Origin of the sequence: Polynucleobacter sp. MWH-Loch1C5, assembly GCF_018881775.1 — a bacterium.
In the GTDB taxonomy this organism is placed as follows: domain Bacteria; phylum Pseudomonadota; class Gammaproteobacteria; order Burkholderiales; family Burkholderiaceae; genus Polynucleobacter.
This window is the reverse complement of sequence record NZ_JACVPR010000001.1, coordinates 263198-283767: the sequence shown is the minus strand read 5'-3', so window position 1 is coordinate 283767 and position 20570 is coordinate 263198. Positions and strand designations below refer to the sequence as shown.

The 20570-nt window shown below is 45.9% G+C and carries 24 protein-coding genes and 1 pseudogene; 13 read left to right on the top strand and 12 right to left on the bottom strand.

What is annotated here, in order from left to right:
- Positions 1-10: 10 nt before the first annotated feature.
- The 3 genes and pseudogenes from ICE94_RS01410 to ICE94_RS01400 form a co-directional block, all read left to right on the top strand.
- A complete protein-coding gene (locus ICE94_RS01410) occupies positions 11-427 on the top strand; it encodes a MarR family winged helix-turn-helix transcriptional regulator (RefSeq protein WP_216147782.1) in 417 nt (138 codons plus the stop codon).
- A gap of 25 nt (positions 428-452) precedes the next feature.
- A complete protein-coding gene (locus ICE94_RS01405; RefSeq protein ID WP_216147779.1) occupies positions 453-860 on the top strand; it encodes a DoxX family protein in 408 nt (135 codons plus the stop codon).
- Positions 861-1125: 265 nt separating this feature from the next.
- Positions 1126-1299 (top strand): annotated as a pseudogene (locus ICE94_RS01400) (BrnA antitoxin family protein); the annotation flags it as partial.
- A gap of 116 nt (positions 1300-1415) precedes the next feature.
- Here ICE94_RS01400 and ICE94_RS01395 read toward each other — a convergent pair.
- Together ICE94_RS01395 and ICE94_RS01390 are read right to left on the bottom strand one after the other, a co-directional pair.
- Positions 1416-2078, bottom strand: coding sequence for a DsbA family oxidoreductase (locus ICE94_RS01395; RefSeq protein WP_216147773.1), 663 nt, complete (start codon positions 2076-2078; stop codon positions 1416-1418).
- 43 nt (positions 2079-2121) lie between these two features.
- Positions 2122-2520, bottom strand: coding sequence for a thiol-disulfide oxidoreductase DCC family protein (locus tag ICE94_RS01390; protein ID WP_216147770.1), 399 nt, complete (start codon positions 2518-2520; stop codon positions 2122-2124).
- A gap of 133 nt (positions 2521-2653) precedes the next feature.
- Here ICE94_RS01390 and ICE94_RS01385 point away from each other — a divergent pair, with 133 nt between their 5' ends.
- Positions 2654-2824, top strand: a complete 171-nt coding sequence (locus ICE94_RS01385) for a hypothetical protein (RefSeq protein WP_216147767.1) — start codon at positions 2654-2656, stop codon at positions 2822-2824.
- On the opposite strand, the gene ICE94_RS01380 is transcribed toward ICE94_RS01385, so the two are convergent.
- The 4 genes from ICE94_RS01380 to modA form a co-directional block, all read right to left on the bottom strand.
- Positions 2811-4022, bottom strand: coding sequence for an MFS transporter (locus ICE94_RS01380; protein WP_216147764.1), 1212 nt, complete (start codon positions 4020-4022; stop codon positions 2811-2813). The two genes, ICE94_RS01385 and ICE94_RS01380, sit on opposite strands and share 14 nt — an antisense overlap.
- Positions 4023-4084: 62 nt before the next feature.
- Positions 4085-5164: a molybdenum ABC transporter ATP-binding protein gene (gene modC / locus ICE94_RS01375; RefSeq protein WP_216147761.1), complete on the bottom strand. Its 1080-nt coding sequence runs from the start codon at positions 5162-5164 to the stop codon at positions 4085-4087.
- Positions 5161-5838 carry a molybdate ABC transporter permease subunit gene (gene modB, locus ICE94_RS01370; RefSeq protein WP_216147758.1) on the bottom strand — a complete coding sequence of 226 codons (678 nt, stop codon included), beginning with the start codon at positions 5836-5838 and terminating at the stop codon, positions 5161-5163. Before modB ends, modC begins: the two co-directional genes overlap by 4 nt.
- A gap of 33 nt (positions 5839-5871) precedes the next feature.
- Positions 5872-6630, bottom strand: coding sequence for a molybdate ABC transporter substrate-binding protein (modA, locus tag ICE94_RS01365; RefSeq protein ID WP_216147755.1), 759 nt, complete (start codon positions 6628-6630; stop codon positions 5872-5874).
- Between the two features lie 95 nt (positions 6631-6725).
- Here modA and ICE94_RS01360 point away from each other — a divergent pair, with 95 nt between their 5' ends.
- The 3 genes from ICE94_RS01360 to ICE94_RS01350 all read left to right on the top strand — a co-directional run bounded on the left by ICE94_RS01360 (position 6726) and on the right by ICE94_RS01350 (position 8340).
- Positions 6726-7496 (top strand): TOBE domain-containing protein, encoded by a 771-nt coding sequence (locus ICE94_RS01360; RefSeq protein WP_216147752.1) that lies wholly within the window; start codon positions 6726-6728, stop codon positions 7494-7496.
- Between the two features lie 55 nt (positions 7497-7551).
- Positions 7552-7875, top strand: coding sequence for a hypothetical protein (locus ICE94_RS01355; protein WP_216147749.1), 324 nt, complete (start codon positions 7552-7554; stop codon positions 7873-7875).
- A 225-nt stretch (positions 7876-8100) separates the two neighbouring features.
- Complete coding sequence (locus ICE94_RS01350) at positions 8101-8340, top strand: hypothetical protein (protein ID WP_216147746.1); 240 nt, start codon at positions 8101-8103, stop codon at positions 8338-8340.
- Here the strand turns inward: ICE94_RS01350 and ICE94_RS01345 are convergent.
- The gene (locus ICE94_RS01345; protein WP_216147743.1) at positions 8321-8824 is read right to left on the bottom strand and encodes a low molecular weight protein-tyrosine-phosphatase; all 504 of its coding nucleotides are present in this window, start codon (positions 8822-8824) and stop codon (positions 8321-8323) included. The genes ICE94_RS01350 and ICE94_RS01345 overlap by 20 nt on opposite strands.
- Positions 8821-9435: an MOSC domain-containing protein gene (locus ICE94_RS01340; RefSeq protein ID WP_216147740.1), complete on the bottom strand. Its 615-nt coding sequence runs from the start codon at positions 9433-9435 to the stop codon at positions 8821-8823. The genes ICE94_RS01345 and ICE94_RS01340 overlap by 4 nt, the downstream gene beginning before the upstream one ends.
- A 39-nt stretch (positions 9436-9474) precedes the next feature.
- On the opposite strand from ICE94_RS01340, the gene ICE94_RS01335 reads away from it, so the two are divergent.
- Positions 9475-10239: a hydroxypyruvate isomerase family protein gene (locus ICE94_RS01335; RefSeq protein ID WP_216147738.1), complete on the top strand. Its 765-nt coding sequence runs from the start codon at positions 9475-9477 to the stop codon at positions 10237-10239.
- A gap of 6 nt (positions 10240-10245) precedes the next feature.
- Here the strand turns inward: ICE94_RS01335 and ICE94_RS01330 are convergent, their stop codons facing one another.
- On the bottom strand, positions 10246-12765 hold the full coding sequence (locus tag ICE94_RS01330) for a penicillin acylase family protein (protein WP_216147735.1): 2520 nt from the start codon (positions 12763-12765) through the stop codon (positions 10246-10248).
- Between the two features lie 129 nt (positions 12766-12894).
- On the opposite strand from ICE94_RS01330, the gene ICE94_RS01325 reads away from it, so the two are divergent.
- From ICE94_RS01325 to ICE94_RS01315, 3 genes are all read left to right on the top strand, one after another.
- Positions 12895-14028, top strand: coding sequence for a TRAP transporter substrate-binding protein (locus ICE94_RS01325; RefSeq protein WP_216147732.1), 1134 nt, complete (start codon positions 12895-12897; stop codon positions 14026-14028).
- Between the two features lie 87 nt (positions 14029-14115).
- Positions 14116-14703, top strand: a complete 588-nt coding sequence (locus ICE94_RS01320; protein ID WP_216147729.1) for a TRAP transporter small permease subunit — start codon at positions 14116-14118, stop codon at positions 14701-14703.
- Positions 14704-14705: 2 nt separating this feature from the next.
- Positions 14706-16607, top strand: coding sequence for a TRAP transporter large permease subunit (locus ICE94_RS01315; RefSeq protein WP_216147726.1), 1902 nt, complete (start codon positions 14706-14708; stop codon positions 16605-16607).
- A gap of 432 nt (positions 16608-17039) precedes the next feature.
- Here ICE94_RS01315 and ICE94_RS01310 read toward each other — a convergent pair whose 3' ends face one another.
- Genes ICE94_RS01310 through ICE94_RS01300 form a run of 3 tightly spaced genes read right to left on the bottom strand, consistent with a single transcriptional unit; the run spans position 17040 to position 18864 of the window.
- A complete protein-coding gene (locus ICE94_RS01310) occupies positions 17040-17339 on the bottom strand; it encodes a DUF1330 domain-containing protein (protein WP_216147723.1) in 300 nt (99 codons plus the stop codon).
- 54 nt (positions 17340-17393) lie between these two features.
- Positions 17394-18251: a pirin family protein gene (locus tag ICE94_RS01305; RefSeq protein WP_216147720.1), complete on the bottom strand. Its 858-nt coding sequence runs from the start codon at positions 18249-18251 to the stop codon at positions 17394-17396.
- 10 nt (positions 18252-18261) lie between these two features.
- Positions 18262-18864 carry an FMN-dependent NADH-azoreductase gene (locus ICE94_RS01300; RefSeq protein WP_216147717.1) on the bottom strand — a complete coding sequence of 201 codons (603 nt, stop codon included), beginning with the start codon at positions 18862-18864 and terminating at the stop codon, positions 18262-18264.
- 107 nt (positions 18865-18971) lie between these two features.
- Between ICE94_RS01300 and ICE94_RS01295 the strand changes: the two genes are divergently transcribed.
- Both ICE94_RS01295 and ICE94_RS01290 read left to right on the top strand, forming a co-directional pair.
- The gene (locus ICE94_RS01295; RefSeq protein WP_216147715.1) at positions 18972-19889 is read left to right on the top strand and encodes a LysR family transcriptional regulator; all 918 of its coding nucleotides are present in this window, start codon (positions 18972-18974) and stop codon (positions 19887-19889) included.
- Between the two features lie 113 nt (positions 19890-20002).
- Entirely contained in the window at positions 20003-20527 is a 525-nt protein-coding gene (locus ICE94_RS01290; protein ID WP_216147712.1) for a phospholipase D family protein, read from the top strand.
- The last annotated feature ends 43 nt before the right edge of the window (positions 20528-20570 follow it).

The following is a 20570-nucleotide window of genomic DNA, read 5'->3' as shown; positions in this document are numbered from 1 at the left end:
TGAGTAAGTTATGACTTTTTTACCTTTAATTAAAGACTTGGCGACGACTTATCAGGCGTTTGAACGATATTCAGCTCGTCATATCAAATCCATGGGTTTAACTGAAACCCAATTTGATATTTTGGCCACACTGGGAAATCAGCCACCCATGACTTGTAAAGAATTAGGAGAAAAAACACTAATTCTTAAAGGGACTATGACTGGTGTTCTCGAAAGGATGGAAACAAAAGGGCTCATCGAGCGCTTGGTTAATGAAGAGGATGCAAGAAGCTACAGAGTTCAATTGACCAAGGCAGGTGATCGTCTATTCAAAAGAGTTTTTCCTGAGCATATTGAATATCTAAGCAAAGCGTTTAATCAATTGAGTAAAGAAGAACTTGAGAAGGTTCGGAAGTCATTAACTCTTATTAAGTCTGTATTGAATTAACTTTAACTATCAATTAGGAGTCATCATGAATGCATCACAAAGTCTTATAAATATCTTAGGTCGATTGTTGATTGTCGCGTTATTTTTACCTGCAGGCATATCAAAGATTGGTAGCTTTGAGGGAACGGTGGGATACTTTAATTCGTTAGGTATTCCGGCAGCATCGCTTGCGGTAGCGATTACCATATTGATTGAAGTAGTTGGCAGCTTGGCCTTACTAGTGGGTTATAAAACAAAAATCGTGGCAATAATTCTTGCTATATTTACATTAGCTGCATCGATAGTGGGGCATGCATATTGGGCGGCACCTGCGGAGCAGGCTTTCGTTGCGCAATTACTATTCTTTAAGAATATTGCAGTAATCGGTGGTTTACTAATTTTGGCTACTTCAGAATCTGGCCGATTTAGTTTTGATGGACGTAAATCTGCTTAATATCTAATGAAGCTATCTTAGCCACCTTTGGGTGGCTTTTTAATTTGTCGGTTTTCCCGACATTGTTCATGGCACTCAGTGTCGATGCCGCTTGACCTACGATAACTGCCACTTGACGCCAAGTTCGAGTCTGCAAATAGGACATCGAATCTACGGCCGGGTTAGACTTTGAAGAAAAAACTGTTTGAAATCATCACGTTATCTGCAAAGCCGTTGACCTCGGTTCGATTCCGGGTCCCGCCTCCAGTTCTCATTTGCTCGTAAAAATCCCTATGCTTCTATGCTAAAGAAGCCGACTACCATTCGTTTGGAGGAAGATTCTGTGAGTTACTTCAAGTCCATATCTGAAGAGGTTGGTATTCCTTATCAAAGTCTCATCAATCTTTATTTAAGAGATTGTGCGGCATCGCATAAGAAATTAAATCTTAGCTGGAAGTAGTAATTTTTTGAGAAATGCGCCTCAAATTAGTTTGGGTGTGACTGATTCTAGGCATGAATAAATATCATTTAACTAGGGGAGCTAGCTTCTCCTAGTTAATTTCTAGTAGCGCTGTATTAGTTTGAAGCTTCTTCAAGTATTTTTTGAAATGATCGTGTGAGTGAATGATGGTCTTGAGCTCCTTGCAGGAGGTATTGATCATTCACGATCATAGATGGTACTGAATGTATACCTAAATTTTTGTAGAAATTTTCTTCAGCCTTAACCTCTTCAGTAAATTCATAACTACTGATTATCTCTTGAGCGCGTTTTATATCTAGACCCGCTCGGTATACAGCATCTAAGATATTTTTAATATCATCGATACTCAGAGCTAAGCAGAAATATGTATTGAGTAGCTCTTTTTTCAAAGATGCCTGCTGCGCTAATCCGATTTCATGAGCTACCCAATAGAGTAAGCGGTGACATTGAAAGGTGTTGTAGACGCGCTTGCGTCCCTCGGGATGAAAATCAAAGCCAACTTCTTTGGCGCGTGCTCGGATTTGAGCCTGATTGCTTTGTACCTGCGTGAGACTTAAACCATATTTTTGTGTGAGATGCTCCATCGCATCCTGGCCCCCTAATGGCATCTGGGGATTCAATTGAAAGGCCCGGTAATGTACCAAAAAATCAGCTTGATCTCTCATGCTTGCCATCGATAGCGCTAGGTTTCCATATCCAACGGCGCACCAAGGGCAGGCAATATCTGAGACGAAGTCAATCTTAATGGTCGGTTTCATGAAGGTTTGGGTTCTAAAAAGAGTCTAGGAGGTATTGAAGAGATCAATTGGGTTTCAATGTACGCATTATTCTTTGCATGCTAGGTCTAATCACTAAAAATAATCGATAGAAACATTCCAGCACAAAAAGCATGCCAGGTAGTTGAGCTATGAGACCTAAATAACGCCAACCAGGTAAATAAAGCCACATCTGTGCAAAGGCTGCTGCACCGGATAGTCGAGTGCCATCATCGAACTCTACATGGAAACGTTTAAGTAAGGCTATGCGATCATTGAGATAACAGGTATTTTCAATGTGATCTTGGCTGATATCGATGAACCGAAGTGGGTTATTCATATCCTTACTTGCCAAGTGCTTTAGATGATTGATTTCAATTTGGCAAAGAGGGCAGGAGCCATCGTATAAGACTTTTAAAGGCAGTTTGGTCTGAGAATTAAGCATAGGCGTAGGTCTGAATCATCAAGATACCTCATCTCGTGTTTTCTTGCTGAAACCCAAAATAAGGTTTTCGAGAGTGCCTATGCACCGTCTTTGAGGAAAGGCTAGAATCAAAGCAAATCATGATGGAGGCAAAATGAGTCAACGTGACACGAGATGTTGTGGGTCAGGTACTTGCATCATCAACGAGCAGGGTGAGTGCTGGTGTGGCCAAGTTTGGGACGGTGAAAAAATGGTGGTACCCAAGTTGGAGATGAATGCTCCTCAAGCTCCAGTCAAGGATCAGGCTCAGTCTAGCGAAGATTAGCTGACCCAATACTTGTTTGCCCGCGATTGAGAAGAATTAAGCCAATCACAGGTCCCGGGAATAGTAACCAGCTAATGTAACTGCTCAGATAGGGTAGTAAGACGGTGCTAACTTGTATAGAAATCATCGTGATCGTAAAGCCCAGCGCATTTTGAATGGTCAGAGCGGTGCCGACATTTTCTGGAGGGCATGCTTTGGCTGAGAGTGCCGAGAACTGTGGTGAATCTGCCACCACGCTCATGCCCCAGACCAACCAGAAGATGATTTGAAGTGCTGGACTGACTTCCTTCATCCAAGGGTAGATGAAGCAGCAGCTAGCAGATAATCCGAGAGCCCATGAGGCGACTTTGACATTTCCCCATTGAGTACTCAGTTGCCCGCCAATAAAACAGCCTAAAGAGCCTACCGCAATCACGGCAAAACTCCAGGCAGACAGCTCAATGGGATTAGAGATCCCATGTGTTTGGGCAATTAAGAAGGGCACTAACGCCCAAAAAGCATAGAGTTCCCACATATGCCCGAAGTAACCTAACGCAGCGCTTCTATATTGCTGAACACTAAATAGATGACGAATACCTTTCAGTTGTACTCTGGCCATTGGATTCAGTTTAAGGTGAGGGCCATCGCCGAGCCACAGGATCAGGCTCATGGCGATCAAGCCACAGATAGAAGAAACTAATATCACTGCTTGCCATGACCAATCCATGCTGAGGTAACGCGTGGCGTGCGGAAGTGCGGTGCCAAGAGTCAGCATCCCTACCAATTGAGCAAGCCGTTGTGAGGCGTGTTCAGGGTCCCAAGTCATAATCAATTTCATGCCGATAGGGTAAATTCCGGCTAGACAGATGCCGACAATGAAGCGAAAAACAGAGCCCATCAGTAGATTGTTTGCATAGAGGGCGAATAGGGTGTTGGATGTGGCCCCTAAGAGACAGCAGAGTGCGAAAAGCTGGCTAGGTCGAAAGCGATCAGCGATTCCGAAAATGGCAAAGACTAGTGTGCCCACTACAAAGCCTAGTTGCACCGCATTGGTCAGAAACCCAATGCCAGCCAGATTAACCTGCCAAGCAGTCATTAAATTATCGGCAACACTATTCATGGAAAACCACAAAGAGGTGCCCAGTAGTTCGGCAAAAATAATCACTAGGGATGCTGAAGATGCATGGAGTGAGTGATGGTTGGGGCTAGTCTTGCGCATACGCAATGATAGCTTTTATTGCCGCATGGTTTTACCAGCGAGCAACCTGAATGAGAAATCATTCAGCGTCGGGTAGCCACGGATTTGAGTAGGCAGAACACTGTTGAACCTGTGAGTAATCCTAGATCGTGTAATGCTTTTTGTGTCACGCGAGCGAGTAGGGCTTCACCCTGACAATCTATAGTGAGTAGAGCTTGTGCAGATTTTGAGTCTTGGTCAATTTTTTGAATGCGGCCTACGAACTGGTTTTGGGCCGAGCTCGTCAAGATGGGCTCTGGGGAAATAAGTACGTCGTTAGCTCTCACGAAGACTCTGACCGAGCTACCCAGTGGGTATGACTCGCTAACCCAAATTCGCCCAATCGGTAAATCGATACCGCTTAGTTTGAACTGGTTATCCATCTCGGTCACTACGCCAGCTAGGAGCGTCCCCGCTTCCTTGCCAAGCACATCTGAACATATCGGGTCGGTGAGAACTTTCATGATGGGGCCCTGGAGAATGGACTGACCAGTATTCATAAACACCACAAAGTCTGCTAGGCGGGTGAGTTCAGTTAAGCTGTGCGTGACATACAAGACGGGAATTTTTAAGCCCTGATGCATTTTTTCTAGCCAAGGCAAAATCTCTTCGCGTCTAGAGATGTCGAGTGAAGCAAGCGGTTCATCTAACAGAAGGATTTCAGGTTGTGTTGCTAATGCTCTAGCAATTGCAATTCTTTGCCGCTCACCACCTGATAAATCTTGCACTTGGCGTTGCAAGAGTGACGCAATACCCAATAGATCAACAGCTTCTTTAAGAGCACTAGGATTGGGTGAAATTTGTCTCTTGAGCCCATATTCAAGATTGGCTTGCACGGTTAAATGTTCAAAAAGACTGGCTTCCTGAAAAACATAACCTAACTTTCTAGACCATGTGGGTAAGTGACTATCACGATCGGTATCTTGCCAAATCTTGTCACAGAGTTGAATGCGACCTTGAGCTTTTTCTAAGCCAGCAACACATCTGAGTGTGGTCGTTTTGCCGCAGCCGGAAGGCCCAAAGAAAACAGTGACCCCCTGGTTGGGAAGTTCTAGATCGAGATTCAATGAAAAATGATCTCGTTGTAGTTGTAACTGAATCTGTAACGTCGAGGAGGTGCTCATGACATCACCCTAGACGAGTGCTTTTTGAGGCGCGCCAAAGCGATTAGAACCATAAAAGAAAAAATCACCATACCTGCAGATAAGATGTGAGCTTCTCGATATTCCATGGCTTCCACATGACCAAAAATTTGTGTAGATACAACACGAGTTTCGCCGGGGATATTCCCGCCAATCATTAGCACCACGCCAAACTCACCCACTGTGTGGGCAAAACTTAAGACCGTGGCTGTGAGTAAACCTGGTTTTGCTAAGGGGAGTGCCACAGTAAAAAAAGCATCAAGTGGTTTGGCACCGAGGGTGTATGCAACTTCCATCGGACGCCGGCCTATCGCCTCAAAGGCATACTGAATAGGCTGGACGGCAAAGGGTAATGAAAAAATCACTGAGCCAATCACTAAACCACTCATGGAAAAAGACAGTAGACCTAAGCCGAGTGACTGGGTGACTTGCCCAATCCAACCTTGGGGCCCTAATAGTACTAATATGTAAAAACCCAATACTGTCGGTGGCAGTACCAAGGGTAGGGTGACCAGTGCACCAATGGCTGGTCGCAATCTTGATTCGGTCTGCGATAGCCACCAAGCCAATGGGGTCGCAATGATCAAAAGAATCAGCGTGCTTATACAGGCGAGCTGTAGGGTCAGAGAAATAGCTTGTATGGCTTGTGGTGACATAGTTAACTTGAGGTATTGATTATTCTGATCTCGCTATTGAGGTGTATAGCCATAAGAAACAATCATATTCTTCACTTTGTCACTGCGTAGGTATTTCAGCAGTGCCTCTGCTGCAGGATTACCTTTTGCCCGTTTTAACAAAATAGCATCCTGTTTGATGGGGTCATGCATGTGAGCGGGTACAAGCCATGCAGAACCTTCTTTGAGGCGACCATTTTCATAGACTTGAGATAAGGCCACAAAACCTAAAGTGGCATTGCCTGAGGCCACGAATTGATACGTTTGACTGATATTGGAACCTTCCACGATCTTCGATGCTAGGGTTGAAGCAAGCCCGAGTTTTTCTAAAGTTTGCATGGCAGCCACACCATAGGGAGCTAACTTAGGATTAGCCAAGGCAATTTTTTCAAAGGAGTTTGTTTTTAAGACATCCCCCTTGTTATCCACTAATTGTGGATTTTTACTCCATAGAACCAGCTTGCCAATCGCATAAGTGAATCTGCTCCCAGTGACACCAAGAGCCTCCTTTTCAAGTTTGAGTGGGGTTTCATCATCAGCCGAAAGTAAGATCTCAAAAGGTGCACCGTTTTTAATTTGTGCATAAAACTGGCCTGTAGCACCAAACGATAGAAGGGCTTTGTGGCCTGTGTCGCGTTCAAATGCTTCTGCGATAACTTTCATGGGGGCAGTGAAATTAGCAGCAACAGCTACCTTCACTTCTGCTGCTTTGACCGGTGTAGCTATGACAACTAGGCCGCAAAGCAAAGCTTTTGAAATGTTCTTGAAGGTCATATCTAGCTCAAAATTAGATAAAATGAATAGCCATATTAACACGCTATTCTAAAAATGAATAACGATAGGATAATATCCCTATCAGGGAGTCTGTTTTGAAAACAAAAACAATTCAATTTGATCAAGTCTTGGGCAACGCCTCTACCGACAAAAGGGTGGAAGTGTTGCGTGCGATTCATCAGTCAGGCTCAATTTCAGAGGCTGCGAGAGTCAATGGGGTGAGCTATAAAGCAGCATGGCAGGCGATTGAGACTCTCTCAAATCTAGCTGGAATGCCATTATTGGATAAGTCGGTTGGTGGTTCAGGAGGGGGAGGTGCATTCCTAACGCCGGCGGGCTTGCAAGTTCTGCAGGCTGCTGACCTGCTAGCGCAAGCAAAAGCCCAAACCCTTGCTCAGCTTCAGGGCGTATCTCAAGGGGGCGCCAATCAAGTCTCCAGCATGATGGGGATTGGCATTCGTACGAGTATGCGGAATCAATTACCAGCCACGGTTGCAGACATTATTCAAACCCCGATTGGAGTCCGAATTGTCATGGCTTTAGCCGATGGTCAGTTATTGTGTGCGCGGATTACTCATGAGAGTCTTGAGTTGTTGGGCTTGAAAAAAAAGATGCCTATTTTGGCGCTATGTAAGGCCACAGCCGTGACTATTGCACCGACGATTGTTGCGCTAGGTCAGGTCAATTTATTGAAGGGCTATGTCAGTCGGGTTTCACGCTCTAAGACAGATCGTCAAGTGAGCATGGCCTTGGGACCATCCATACAGCTGGCGGGTTTTCTTGATCCGACTGTCAGCGTTAAAAATAAGCAAGAAGTGATGGCAGCGATTGATGAGTCAGCTGTGGTAATCGCATTAGGGGTTTAGCGTCATTTGATAAATCTCGTTACACTTAAATTGACATCTTTCATGAGGAATCAAAATGCGTCATTTTGTACTCATCGGTTTTGCCTTGACTCTTAGTGCTTGCACGACGCTCAGTCCTGAAAAGGTGAATGCTCGTGTGGAAGCGATGAATTCATTTCAGCTTTGTCTGGCTGATCAAACAGGTCTTGGCCAAAGTACCTACGAATTAGAGCCACCCGTGAGACGTGCGGCGCAAGAACGTCTGCAAAGTCAAAAAATTGACTGCGCTAAGCATCAAGAAGAAATCATTCGCTTTTTAACGTCTGCCTTACAGCAAGAGCAAAGACGAAATGATCAATTACGTTTAAGTCCACGCCCAGGCTACTGGCGTTTTTGGTAATTGAATGACACTGAAATCACGGCGTTTTCCTACACCATTTTCAGTCATAGAGAACTCGTAAATTCACTCGACTTAGGGCATCCTTTTCTTTTTCTAAAAGGAGATCACCATGCCCGATATGCCATTTAATGCCGGTACGGCTCAAGTTAGAAATCGTCGCAAGTCTTCGAACTATTATTTGAAAAAGATCGTCTATCTCGCCACACTTGTATTGGTGGGGCGCCTATGAATGAGGTGCCTAATGTTTGTGAACGTTTGCTGCATCACTATGCAACATTGAACCCTGATGGATCGTGGCATGACACTCTCTCATTCATGATCAATTCTGGACAAGATTTATGGACGCTACTCATGAACCATCCCATCTTAGCGGGTATGCTCATGGGCGGTGTCTTAGCGAGTTGGGTGCGCCAGCGCTGGTGGCGCTGGAGTGAGCGTTGGCGACTTAAATTGAAAACTGTCTAAGGCGTGCTTGCATATGCTCTAGCAAACCATCGCAGGCGTCTTCTACCAAATCTAACACTTCCTCAAAGCCCTCGGCCCCTTTGTAATAGGGGTCGGGGACGACGCTAGCCTGATGAACTTTACAAAATTCAGTCAAGCGTCTGAGTTTATGTTGCTTGCCCGCGGGAGCAAGTTTCTCGGCGAGGGCATAGTTTTCCCAATCCATGACCAAAATCAAATGAAACCCATGGAAATCATCTGTAGATAGCTGACGTGCACGCAAATGACTCAAATCGTAACCCCGCGAAAGTGCATGTTGTTGTGAACGAGGGTCTGGTGCTTCATTGATGTGATATGCATGGGTGCCTGCTGAGTCGACATAGATGTGTTTTTCAAGACCTGCATCACGGACATAATTTTCAAATACGCCGTGGGCCGTAGGGCTTCGACAAATATTACCCATGCATACAAAGAGCACCCCCAAGCGCTGACTCGTCTGCTTCATAGGAGGTCTTGTTGTTGGGTTTTTTTAGCGAGTAGCTGGTTTTGCATACTGATGGATATTTGTCGCTTTCCAGGAATCACGACAATCGTGTCACCCGCCTGTATGTGCCCTCCTTGATTAACCCTTAAGTACCAACCGCAGTGCCCCGATTGCACCATCGCCTTGGCGCAACCGTTATAGCCCATGCGCGCATTGAACTTGAAGCAGGGTTCACGCAGTTTGGTCACTTGTAATTCCACTTCACCAATCTGCCATCGATCTCCCACCCATACTTGATCTTCTGTCAAGCCCAGGACAGATAAGTTTTCACCCATCAAGCCTGCTTCTAAAGTCGGCATTTGTCGACCTGCGCGACGTAAATAATCTTCCCAGAAGGTGTAGTGTTCTCGTGGGTAGGCATAGATGGCTTTTTCTTGACCACCATGCACACTAAAGTCAGCTTGTTCATCCCCTTCAATACCTAAATTTTTGACTAGGATTGAACCCGCAGCATTCTCAATGACGGACTTTTTAATACCTGAAGGCACCATTTTGTAGTCGGGATGATCGACGCCAAAGAGCGGGGTGACGATGCCGCGGCAAATTGCAAAGATGTGTGGATGAGTTTGCATGACATAATTAAAACACTGTTTTTATAAAGAGTGACTTTCATGCCCCGCTTTGCCGCCAACATATCTTTGATGTATCAGGACAAGCCATTCATCGAGCGCTTTGCAAAAGCAAAGCAAGATGGTTTTCAGGCGGTTGAGTGTCAGTTTCCCTATCCTGAATTCACAGGGGCTAGCCTGCAAGATATTCGTCGTGAGCTCGATCATCAGGCATTGGAAATGGTCTTGCACAATTTATGGCCCGGGCGTTGGAGTGAAGGTGATCGTGGCTTGGCAGCGATGCCAGGGCGTCAAGCAGAATTTAAAGATCATTTAGGGCGTACGATCGAGTATGCACAAGCTTTGGGTGTGCCACGCTTAAACTGCTTAGCAGGTCTGATGCAAGACGGTCGACCGAGTGCTGTCCAAGATGAGGTTTTAATTGATAACCTGACTTGGGCAGCAAAAGAGCTTCAAGCAGCTGGCTTAAGTTTGATGATTGAGGCGATTAATACGCACGATATGCCCGGCTTTTATCTGCACCACAGCCAACAAGCCATTGAAATACTCATGCAAGTCGCTTCTAACAATATTTCCTTTCAATACGATGCGTATCACATGCATCGCATGGGAGAGGATATTCTTGAGATAGAGGCCATTATGCCCTTGATTGGGCATATTCAGATTGCTGATCATCCCGGACGTCATGAGCCAGGTACAGGTGAGATTCCGTATGCGGCATTTTTTGATTTGTTAGACGACTTGGACTATCGAGGATGGGTCGGTTGTGAGTACACCATCCTAGAGCGTGCCAACTTTTTTAGCTAGAGATCGTCACTTTCTTAAAATCTGCTGCTCAGTAATTTTCTTCGGACCATCTTCTGCGGGTTTGATGTTTTCCATAGGTTTGAGTTCTGCTTGTCTTGCCCAACGCTCGGGATTCATTGAGAGTGGTCGATATTCCTGTTTGGACCAAGCGTCAGAAAAATCGCGGTACTGATTACGGTGTACCCAGCCTGATTGACCTGTTTGATAGATAAATTGTGATTGATCTAAATCGGCCAAGTTATAAATGACGCGTAAGCTCGGCGCTTTGGTGACCTGGAAGGGGTTTTGTGCAGAGTGATCCATAAAGCCTACGTTGATGGTAAAGCCATCGCCAGGCATGCTACTCGCCACCTCAAAACGTTTTTTCAAAAAACTAATTTTGCTAAAGGGTCGGTGCTCAGAATGAGCAATGTGAACCTTGCCCCAACGCCATTCATTGGTGTTTTTGCCCAGTTGTTGACTCAATTGATCTAATGCTAGGTCATAGGCTTGGCGAATGGCGTCATCGCAAGTTTCTTCTTGTGAGGTCGTTACTAGGTCGCACCAAAATTGAGCTTCAGCTTTGCCTTGTAGGTGGTATTGCAAAATGCGGTGCAAGGCAGGTCGAAAATCTCGTTTGCCATATTCGTGTTTAAAAGTTTCTTGTAGGCGGTGAGCTAAGAGTCGAACAGTTAATTGATGGGCCCACGCATTGAAAACGCTAGCGCCAATACTGTCGGTGCTCATCGTGCCGTTAAAGCTCTGCACGTGTGACTGAACGGCAGATGCCAAAGAGTGCTGAGAACTGATGTTTTGGAATATCGGTAAGAGATCTCGAGCCAATAAAGAATGTACGTCTGATTGAATCGCTTTCATTGACGCTAAATCATGAGATTCTTTACTTTGCAAAAGTGATTCAATACGTTCTTGACGAAAAGGCATATGCCAATCAAATGTCAAAGGATTAGGGTCGTTGGCGGCCTGCACTCTTTGATTGGCCGTTGCAATCCAAGCTCGTGATGGCTTGCTCTCTTTGGGTAAGACATCTGAGCTTAAGTAGCTGGGCCATTCATACTGGCGATCCCAGCCTAGTCCGGGGGTGGCCCCAGCAAAGCCTTGATGACGGGTTCTTTTCGTGCCCACTCCAGCGACACGAAGAGCAATTTCGCCAGACTGATCTGCCATCACGACGTTTTGCATGGGGGCGTAATAGTGTTTAAGGCTGGCTTTGAATTCTTCTAGGTTTTGGGCGCGATTCATCTTCAGCCCTGCGAGTAGAGTTTGATTTGCCGTATCTAAGGCGCTCCAACGCAAAGCTAATACAAACTGTTTAGTGTTGAGCAGTGCTTGAGCGCGTGGGTATGCATCTGAAATCACAGGCCCATGACGCGTTTCGCGCACTATAAATTTCTCGGCGGCTTGCCCCTTAATATTGATCGTTTCCTCACGCAATTGGAAATGAGCAAAACCATTGGGTGTTTGATAACGGCCTGGGTTAGAGGGATCGACGGCTTCGATAAATAGATCCTGCACATCAGGATCCGTGTTGGTAAAACCCCATGCAAAGTCCGCGGTGCGGCCTAGGACCACAGTGGGCATACCCGGGATCGTGCCACCCATAATATTCAGTTGTGGACTTTGGATACGTGCGAAGTACCAAATGGCAGGGGCTGTCAATGTGAGATGAGGATCATTTGCTAGCCAAGGTTTTCCGGTGGCACTCTTTTCTGGAGCGACCACCCAGTTATTCGAGCCTTTGCCTTCCTGACCGATAGGTAAGAAGTGGCTCAATTGTTGATGTTCTTTGAGTCGCTGACTTGTTTTTGCAGGCTCTTCGGATTTTTTATAGAGGCCCAGATCACGGTAAATTTTGGCAAAGTTTTGCCCAGTCGGTGGGGTATCCCCCAAATAAGGCGGGATGACATCCCATATCTGATTGGTTTCAAGGTGCTTGGATAACTCTAGGCGCAGAAATTCTTTATCCCAGTTACCGCCTAGATCCAGAGCCATCATGATCGACCAAGCGAGACTGTCAGCGGGTGCCCAAAGTCCGGGTTTGGCGCCTGTTAATAAAAATTCAGGGGGCAGAGCCCAGCCTAAATGCTTATAGCCCTGATTGACCCCATCTGCATAGGCTTGCAGGAGCTTTTTCGCCTCGACGGGGTAGTTCTCTAGCTGTTTCTCAGCCGCACGGCGAATACCCAAGGTTCTAATGAAGCGGTCTACGGGGAGAGCATCGGGTCCTAAAACTTCTGCCAACTTACCACTGGCGAGGCGGCGATTGAATTCCATTTGCCATGGGCGTTGAGTCGCATGTAAAAAGCCCAATGCCAGTAGGGCGTCTTGATCAGTGTTGGCGCTCACATGAGGGATGTCTAGCGTGTCAAACTTAATACTGACTGGGCCGGCAAGGCCAGCGAGACGAATTTCCCCATCCAGACGATCTTTCGTGAAAAGAAAATAAATGCTGAAAACTATTAGGGAAATGATCGCTAATGCGAGCAAAAAAAACCCGGACCACTTGATAAAACCTCGCTTTGGCGACATATTAGGTAAAACCCCTAGCAAAAAATTGTGTACATATTGATGCGTATTTTTTCACAGAGTGCTAAATTAATCCTAACTTGTGAATAACTTTTGCAAGCTTTTGATAGAAAAACCTAAGAGGAGACTTCAATGTCAGACAAAAAAGTTCAATCGCGTCGTAAATTTCTAACGACTACATCTGCAGCTGCTGCAGGTGCAGGTGCTTTAAGCTTCCCAATGATTTCAAAAGCGCAGACAGTCAATCTGCGTTTCCAATCTACATGGCCTGCTAAGGACATCTTCCACGAGTACGCACAAGACTTCTGTGACAAAGTCAACAAAATGTCTTCTGGTCGCTTGAAGATCGATCTTTTGCCAGCAGGTTCTGTAGTTAAGGCTTTTGACCTTTTAGATGCTGTTAGTAAGGGCACTTTGGACGGTGGTCACGGTGTTGTGGCTTACTGGTATGGTAAGAGCCCAGCGTTGGCTTTGTGGGGTTCAGGCCCAGCATTCGGTATGGATGCCAACATGGTCTTGGCATGGCACAAATACGGCGGCGGTAAGGCCATGTTGGATGGTATCTATAAGTCATTGAACTTAGACGTTGTTTCATACCTCTACGGCCCAATGCCAACACAGCCTTTGGGTTGGTTCAAAAAGCCAGTGACCAAAGTGGATGAGATGAAGGGCTTGAAGTACCGTACAGTTGGTTTGTCAATTGACATCTTCAAAGATTTCGGTGTGTCAGTGAATGCGTTGCCAGGTGCGGAAATTGTTCCTGCGATGGACCGTGGTCTCTTGGACGCCGCTGAGTTTAATAATGCATCTTCGGATCGTATCTTGGGCTTCCCTGACGTATCTAAGGTATGTATGTTGCAATCATTCCACCAAGCATCTGAGCAGTTTGAAATTCTCTTTAACAAGAAGAAAGTCGATGCATTACCAGCTGAACTCAGAGCGATGATTGACAATGCTGTTGAAGCTTCTTCTGCTGATATGAGCTGGAAGGCGATTGACCGTTACTCAAAAGACTATATTGAGATGCAAGAAAAGCAGGGCGTTAAGTTCTATAAGACTCCTGACTCTATCTTGCGCGCTCAGTTGGCCGCTTGGGACAAGATCATTGACGCTAAGTCACAAGAAAACGCTGACTTCAAGCGTGTTCTCGAGTCTATGCGTACTTTTGCTCAGCGTGCTTGCCGCTGGCAGAACGATACATTGGTCGATTACAAGATGGCTTACAACCACTTCTTTGGTCGTAAGGCGCCAGCTAAGAAGTCATAATCCAATATTCGTGTAACAATGCAGCCCATCTAGCCAAAAGCTAGATGGGTGTTGCTTTATTAGAAAACTAAAAACTTGGACTAATCTATGCAGAAATTGCTACTCAGTGTTGACAGACTATCTACGTATGTCGGCCAATTTTTTGCTTACGCGATTGCTATCCTTACAGTAGTCATTTGTTGGGAAGTAGGTTCGCGTTATTTATTTAATAACCCTCATGACTGGGTTTTTGACGTCACCTATATGTTGTATGGCGTACTGTTTATGATGGCAGGTGCTTACACATTGGCTAAAAATGGTCATGTGCGTGGCGACGTTCTCTATGGCTTTTTTACGCCAAGAACTCAAGCCACACTCGACTTGATTTTGTACATTATTTTCTTTATTCCTGGTGTTGTAGCGTTGGTCTATGCCGGCATCTTTTTTGCTGCAGAGTCAATCGCGATCAATGAGCACACCACTCAGACAGCCAATGGCCCGCCCATTTGGCCATTCAAGATTTTCATTCCTGTCGCTGGTGGACTGCTCCTCTTGCAAGGTTTTGTGGAAATCATTCGTTGTGTGATTTGTATTAAAGAAGGCGAATGGCCTAGTAGAGAACAAGATGTGGAAGAAGTGGATGTTGATAAGCTCAAAGCCATGGTTAGTCACGAAGATGAAAAGAAAGGTGCCTAATCATGCGTAAGGAACTTTATTTCGGTTTTTCTATCATGGCGGCTATTGTGATTGGTACTCTCACGTTTATGCCATCGTTTAGCGATATGACTAATGGTCATCTCGGTCTGTTAATGCTGAGTTTGGTCGTGGTTGCCATCATGATGGGCTTCCCTACTGCGTTTACGCTGATGGGTATGGGTATGATCTTTGCCTTCTTTGCTTATCAGTCTCAGGGTGAGGGCAGTGCACAAGCGATCCAGAGAACTTTGGATTTGATGGTGCAAAGAACCTTTGCGGTGATGACCAATGACGTGCTGATCTCTATCCCGTTGTTCGTATTTATGGGATATTTGGTCGAGCGCGCTAACTTGATTGAGAAGCTTTTTAAGAGCTTGCATCTATCTCTAGCGCGCGTCCCTGCCGCTCTAGCTGTTGCTACCTTAGTGACTTGCGCGATTTTTGCGACAGCGACAGGTATTGTGGGTGCGGTGGTGACTCTGATGGGGTTGCTTGCTTTGCCTTCGATGCTCAAAGCTGGCTACAACGTTAAATTAGCTGCAGGTGCGATTACTGCTGGCGGCTGTTTGGGTATTTTGATTCCGCCTTCAGTCATGTTGATTGTCTATGGTGCTACTGCTGGTGTGTCTGTGGTGAAGTTATACGCAGGCGCATTCTTCCCCGGAATCATGTTGGCAGGTTTATACGTTGCTTATGTGATCATCGTTGGTAAGTTGAAGCCAGAAATGGCTCCACCATTGTCTGCTGAAGACCGTAAAGTTGAGCTTGCTCCAGCGACTAAGAAGTTGTCTGAATATGGTCAATCAGCTTTGCCAGCTCTATTAAAAGCTTTAAAAGGGCGCCGCGCAACGAATATGACAATGGGCGAGCTCTTTAAGCAGTTCATGATCATTGTTGGCCCATTGATTTTCTTTGCGATCATCATGACGCTGATTCACCGCGTAGCCACAGCGCCGATTGAACAGGTTGCAACTGGTTTTGCTACTGATGGCGGTATGATTAGCTTAGAAGCGGCTGAAGAATCTAATGCACCTCAGGCTGACTCAATTGCTCTGCCACCTGGCGCTGAGGAAGATGCTAAAGAGAAACCAGTGGCTGCAGCACCTGCTGAGGCAGCTCCTCTGGCTGATGCTGAGCCTGCAGAGCGTCAACCAACGCCAACATGGTATTGGATTCTTTTAGGTATTGGGCTGGCGATTGGTGCGGTTTTCTATTACGCACTCTCCATGGTCCGTTTAGAAGTCTTCAAAATGCTACTGGGATCATTCTTCCCATTAGCGGCATTGATCCTTGCTGTTTTGGGAACCATCGTCTTTGGTTTAGCAACCCCTACAGAGGCGGCGGCGGTCGGCTCTATGGGCGGCTTCCTCTTGGCATGGGCCTATAAACAGCTGAATATGACCGTTATTCGCGAATCAGTTTATTTAACTGCTAAGACGAGTGCTATGGTCTGCTGGTTGTTTGTGGGATCTTCAATCTTCTCCGCAGCTTTTGCTCTCTTGGGTGGTCAAGAGTTGATTGAGAAGTGGGTTCTATCTTTGGGTCTGTCTAAGATTGAATTCTTGATCCTTTCACAAATCATCATCTTCTTGTTAGGTTGGCCATTAGAGTGGACTGAGATTATCGTGATTTTCATGCCAATCTTTATTCCTCTTTTAGCTCACTTCCAAGTTGACCCCTTGTTCTTTGGTTTGTTAGTGGCTCTGAATTTACAGACTGCTTTCTTATCGCCGCCAGTGGCGATGGCCGCTTTCTACTTGAAGGGTGTTGCGCCACCGCATGTGACATTGAATCAGATCTTTGCCGGCATGATGCCATTTATGGCGATTCAGGTATTGGCTCTGGTCTTACTCTATGTCTTCCCTGAAATTGGAATGTGGTTGCCTAATTTCTTGTATAAGTAAACAGGTCTCACTCACTTCATAGTGAGTCGACTTCAAAGCCCCGCGATGCGGGGCTTTTTTATGGCCGGTAGATGATTGACTCTGAGCTTAAAGAAAAAAACTAAGAGACGTGAAAAATTCGTTACAATGTCGCCTGTGCTGCCCGGATGACGAAATAGGTAGACGTAGCAGACTTAAACAATTTGAGTGCTTTGTTCGAAAGGGCAAATGTAGAACTCGTCAAATTCGGTGAAAGCTTCACTGCCAATACCGAGCGAAGCCTGATATCAGGAACGTGTAGAGACTAGACGGCGAGCACCTAAAGCAAATTTGTTATGGTGAAGGTATAGTCCAGACCACGAACACATTGTGTGGCGGCGAAAGCCGAAGTGGTAAGAAAATCTGCCGGCTTAAAAGAGCCGTGCCGGTTCGATTCCGGCTCCGGGCACCACTTTAGTGGTTGATTGCAACACTAAAGAGCGTCAAATTCATCGCCTTTGAGCGTATTCCCACTAAGGATTGATATTCTGGGCTTTGTGCCCAGCTTTCTGCTGCGGCAGAATCCTTAAACTCGAGCTCTACATAAGCATTAAATAGGTCGCAGTTCAATTCATTCCAGAAGCTTTTCTGAAACTGGCCACGTGTACATACACGGCCACCGTAGAGTTCAACAGTCTTGCCGACTTGAGATCGATATTCGTCAAAAGCCCGACTATCTTTGAGTTGAATTAAGCCAATTACTTTGCAAGTCATAAGCGTCCTCCTGTGACAGACTGTAATACAGTCTGTCACACTTGCCTAGACCTACTATGCTGTAAGGCGCTGATTTTGGTAGTCATCAATCGCTTGTTCAATCTCTTCACGCGTATTCATGACAAAAGGACCATACTGCACAATCGGTTCTTGGATTGGAATCGCTGCAAGAATCAAGCAGCGCAGATCTTCTAAAGCCTTGACTGCAATTGTTTCACCTTCACCAAAAATAACGGCATGCTGTGGGCTGATGATTTGTGAGTGATGATGGGTGCGATATTCTGCAAGACCTTCATACACATAGCTAAAAGCTGTACGTGCAGAGTCAATCGGCAATTCAAGGCTTTCGCCTTTTGGAATATGTAGATCGAGATAAATGGGATCGGTACTCAGCCCCTGCATCGGTCCCTTGAGTAATTGCTGGCCGTGTTCGACTTCACCGGCGATGACTTTCATCCAAATGCCACGCGCGTCAGTCGCCTGCGGAATGGATTGACTCGGAATATCTCGGTAGGAAGCAGGCTTCATTTTTTCTTTAGCGGGCAAGTTCAGCCACAATTGAAAGCCGCGCATTGCGCCTTCCTTTTGTTGGGGCATTTCAGAGTGGATGATCCCGCGACCTGCGGTCATCCACTGCACATCTCCAGGATGCAAGTCGCCACGGTTGCCCATATGATCTTCATGCAGCATATGACCTTCAAGCATGTAAGTCACTGTTTCAAAGCCGCGGTGAGGGTGCGGAGGAAAGCCAGCAATGTAGTCATCTGGATTTTCTGTGCCAAATTCATCGAGCATCAGAAAAGGGTCGAGGCGAATGCCCTGTGTTTGGCCCAGGCTGCGATAGAGTTTCACGCCGGCCCCATCGGAGGTGGGTAGGCCGCGTATCACCTGAGTGATGGGTCTGATCGACATACGGTCTCCTTTAAATTTTTAAGGCATCTACTTCTGCTTCAGCCGCTTTGACGGCTTGGGCTTTTTGTTCTGCAGAGATACCAATACCTTCTACATAAATAATCTCTAGATTAGTCAGGCCTAAAAAGCCCAGAAGATTTTTCAGGTAAGGGGTCTCTAGATCGTTTGGCGTATCCTTGTAGAAACCCCCACGGGTCGTCATCACGTAGACCTTTTTGTTCTGTAGTAAGCCAACAGGACCTTGTTCTGTGTACTTAAAGGTGATGCCAGCGCGAGCAACGTGATCAAAATAAGATTTGAGTTGTGAGGGAATGCTGAAGTTGTACATAGGTGCTGCCAAAATAATCGTATCAGCGGCTTGTAGTTCAGCAATCAGGGCATTAGAGAAGGCCACAACACTACGCTGCGCATCGTCGAGTTGGTCGGCGGGGCTCGTCAAAGCTTTAAAGCGTGCGGCGTCTACGTGGGGAATGTTCTGTGTGACATTGCGGCGAGCTATCTTCGCGCCTTGCGCCTCAAAGCGTTTTACTAAACGCTCCACGAGTTTGCTCGACTCGCCGTGTTCGCCAAAAATACTGCTAGTAATCGCTAATACATTCTTAGTTGAACTCATCTTTGTCTCCTATGTACTGTTGGATGTATGCATTTAAACATCATTTAAATAGATAAAAAACAACAATTTTTAAGGTATATTTATCAAAAATTTAGATAAATTAAGTCATGAAGCCGAAAATACCGAGTTTTCCTGTCAGCCGCTTGCCACTGATTAGCTTAGATCAGTGGGCTGCTTTCATTGCGGTCGTAGATTTTGAAGGTTATGCGCAAGCCTCTGAAAAACTGCATAAGAGTCAATCAGCCATTACCTATGCGGTTAAAAAGATGGAAGACCTGCTTGCGGTCGAGTTGTTTCAGATTCAGGGCCGCAAAGCCCAGCTGACCGATGTAGGGCGTTTGCTTTACTCCAGGGGTAAGGTCTTAATCGAGGATGCGCGGGATTTAGAGGCGGCGGCACAACGGGCTGTCAGTGGTTGGGAAAGCGAAATTCATTTGGCTGTAGAAATTTTATTTCCGCAAACGCTTTTGCAAGAGGCGCTGGCAAAGTTTAGTCAAATCAGCCCAGGAACCTCGATAGAAATTCATGAGGCGGTTTTAAGTGGCACTGTTGAGCTCATTCTCAAGAAAAAGGTGGATCTAGCCATCAGTCCTCAGGTGCCTGCTGGCATGTTAGGCATTCCTCTGATCGAGCTTCATTTGATTCCAGTGGCAAATCCTGAGCATGCTTTACATCGCTTGGGCCGACCCTTAAAAATTCGCGACTTACGTCAGCACTGCCATTTGTTAGTCCGTGACTCTGGAGAGGCGCGCACTTCCTCTGGGAATAAAGTCAATAGTCAACGTCGTTGGATCTTCAGTCAGTTTGATACCAGTATTCAGGCGGCGCGTGCAGGGCATGGCTTTGCTTGGTACCCGCAAGAAAAAATTGCTGATTATCTGTCTGATGGCACACTAAAAGAGTTGGCTTTCGAAGATGATGTGAGTCAGCTGATTACGCTCTACTTGGTAGCACCTCAAGAGGATATGGGTTTAGGTGCTCAGGCTTTAAGTCAGGCGCTGCGCGATGTATGTAAAAACCGTTGATGAGAGCGTGGTCATCGTTGACCTGTAAAAAATAGTATTTATGTTATTTTCTTAATATGCGTACATTCAAAATCACTTCTTGGAAGTCTTCATCACTTTGGCTAATAGGCTTGATGCTAGTTTTAGTCTTATGGCAGCAAAAGCCCGTCGAGGCTCAACCCCAACCAGCCGAAATTTTGGCGATTTACTTTACGCCACCGGTCGGTGCACAGCAGGGTCTGATTAAGCAAATTGATCAAGCCAAAAAAAGTATTCGTGTGATGGCTTACGGTTTTACACAGCCTGAATTAGCCCAGGCTCTAGTGAAGGCCAAAAAAAGAGGCGTACAGGTGGAGTTAATTCAGGATGACAAGAGTGCAAACAATAATCGCGAGGCATTAGAACCCCTATTTTTAGCTGGCATAGAGATACGCAGTGATGGTGAGCATGCGATCTTTCACAACAAAGTGATGTTAATTGATGATGATATTGTGATTACGGGTAGCTATAACTTCACCAAATCAGCAGAAAAACGTAATGCGGAAAATATTGTTATATTCCGCTCCGCCTATGCGGCTAGGCGTTACGCAGAAAACTGGGCAACGCATTGGCAACATGCTGAAAAAATGACTATCTTGCCGCCGCCTAAAAAGAAGTAGGGCTATTACGCTCGCATCAGCAAGATGCCTTATTTCGGCCTAC

Bases quoted from the DNA above. Each gene is read 5' to 3' on its own strand.
- ICE94_RS01410 (WP_216147782.1), top strand. From the start codon at position 11: ATGACTTTTTTACCTTTAATTAAAGACTTGGCGACGACTTATCAGGCG.
- ICE94_RS01405 (WP_216147779.1), top strand. From the start codon at position 453: ATGAATGCATCACAAAGTCTTATAAATATCTTAGGTCGATTGTTGATT.
- ICE94_RS01395 (WP_216147773.1), bottom strand. From the start codon at position 2,078: ATGAAACCGACCATTAAGATTGACTTCGTCTCAGATATTGCCTGCCCT.
- ICE94_RS01390 (WP_216147770.1), bottom strand. From the start codon at position 2,520: ATGCTTAATTCTCAGACCAAACTGCCTTTAAAAGTCTTATACGATGGC.
- ICE94_RS01385 (WP_216147767.1), top strand. From the start codon at position 2,654: ATGAGTCAACGTGACACGAGATGTTGTGGGTCAGGTACTTGCATCATC.
- ICE94_RS01380 (WP_216147764.1), bottom strand. From the start codon at position 4,022: ATGCGCAAGACTAGCCCCAACCATCACTCACTCCATGCATCTTCAGCA.
- modC (WP_216147761.1), bottom strand. From the start codon at position 5,164: ATGAGCACCTCCTCGACGTTACAGATTCAGTTACAACTACAACGAGAT.
- modB (WP_216147758.1), bottom strand. From the start codon at position 5,838: ATGTCACCACAAGCCATACAAGCTATTTCTCTGACCCTACAGCTCGCC.
- modA (WP_216147755.1), bottom strand. From the start codon at position 6,630: ATGACCTTCAAGAACATTTCAAAAGCTTTGCTTTGCGGCCTAGTTGTC.
- ICE94_RS01355 (WP_216147749.1), top strand. From the start codon at position 7,552: ATGCGTCATTTTGTACTCATCGGTTTTGCCTTGACTCTTAGTGCTTGC.
- ICE94_RS01350 (WP_216147746.1), top strand. From the start codon at position 8,101: ATGAATGAGGTGCCTAATGTTTGTGAACGTTTGCTGCATCACTATGCA.
- ICE94_RS01345 (WP_216147743.1), bottom strand. From the start codon at position 8,824: ATGAAGCAGACGAGTCAGCGCTTGGGGGTGCTCTTTGTATGCATGGGT.
- ICE94_RS01340 (WP_216147740.1), bottom strand. From the start codon at position 9,435: ATGCAAACTCATCCACACATCTTTGCAATTTGCCGCGGCATCGTCACC.
- ICE94_RS01335 (WP_216147738.1), top strand. From the start codon at position 9,475: ATGCCCCGCTTTGCCGCCAACATATCTTTGATGTATCAGGACAAGCCA.
- ICE94_RS01330 (WP_216147735.1), bottom strand. From the start codon at position 12,765: ATGTCGCCAAAGCGAGGTTTTATCAAGTGGTCCGGGTTTTTTTTGCTC.
- ICE94_RS01325 (WP_216147732.1), top strand. From the start codon at position 12,895: ATGTCAGACAAAAAAGTTCAATCGCGTCGTAAATTTCTAACGACTACA.
- ICE94_RS01320 (WP_216147729.1), top strand. From the start codon at position 14,116: ATGCAGAAATTGCTACTCAGTGTTGACAGACTATCTACGTATGTCGGC.
- ICE94_RS01315 (WP_216147726.1), top strand. From the start codon at position 14,706: ATGCGTAAGGAACTTTATTTCGGTTTTTCTATCATGGCGGCTATTGTG.
- ICE94_RS01310 (WP_216147723.1), bottom strand. From the start codon at position 17,339: ATGACTTGCAAAGTAATTGGCTTAATTCAACTCAAAGATAGTCGGGCT.
- ICE94_RS01305 (WP_216147720.1), bottom strand. From the start codon at position 18,251: ATGTCGATCAGACCCATCACTCAGGTGATACGCGGCCTACCCACCTCC.
- ICE94_RS01300 (WP_216147717.1), bottom strand. From the start codon at position 18,864: ATGAGTTCAACTAAGAATGTATTAGCGATTACTAGCAGTATTTTTGGC.
- ICE94_RS01295 (WP_216147715.1), top strand. From the start codon at position 18,972: ATGAAGCCGAAAATACCGAGTTTTCCTGTCAGCCGCTTGCCACTGATT.
- ICE94_RS01290 (WP_216147712.1), top strand. From the start codon at position 20,003: ATGCTAGTTTTAGTCTTATGGCAGCAAAAGCCCGTCGAGGCTCAACCC.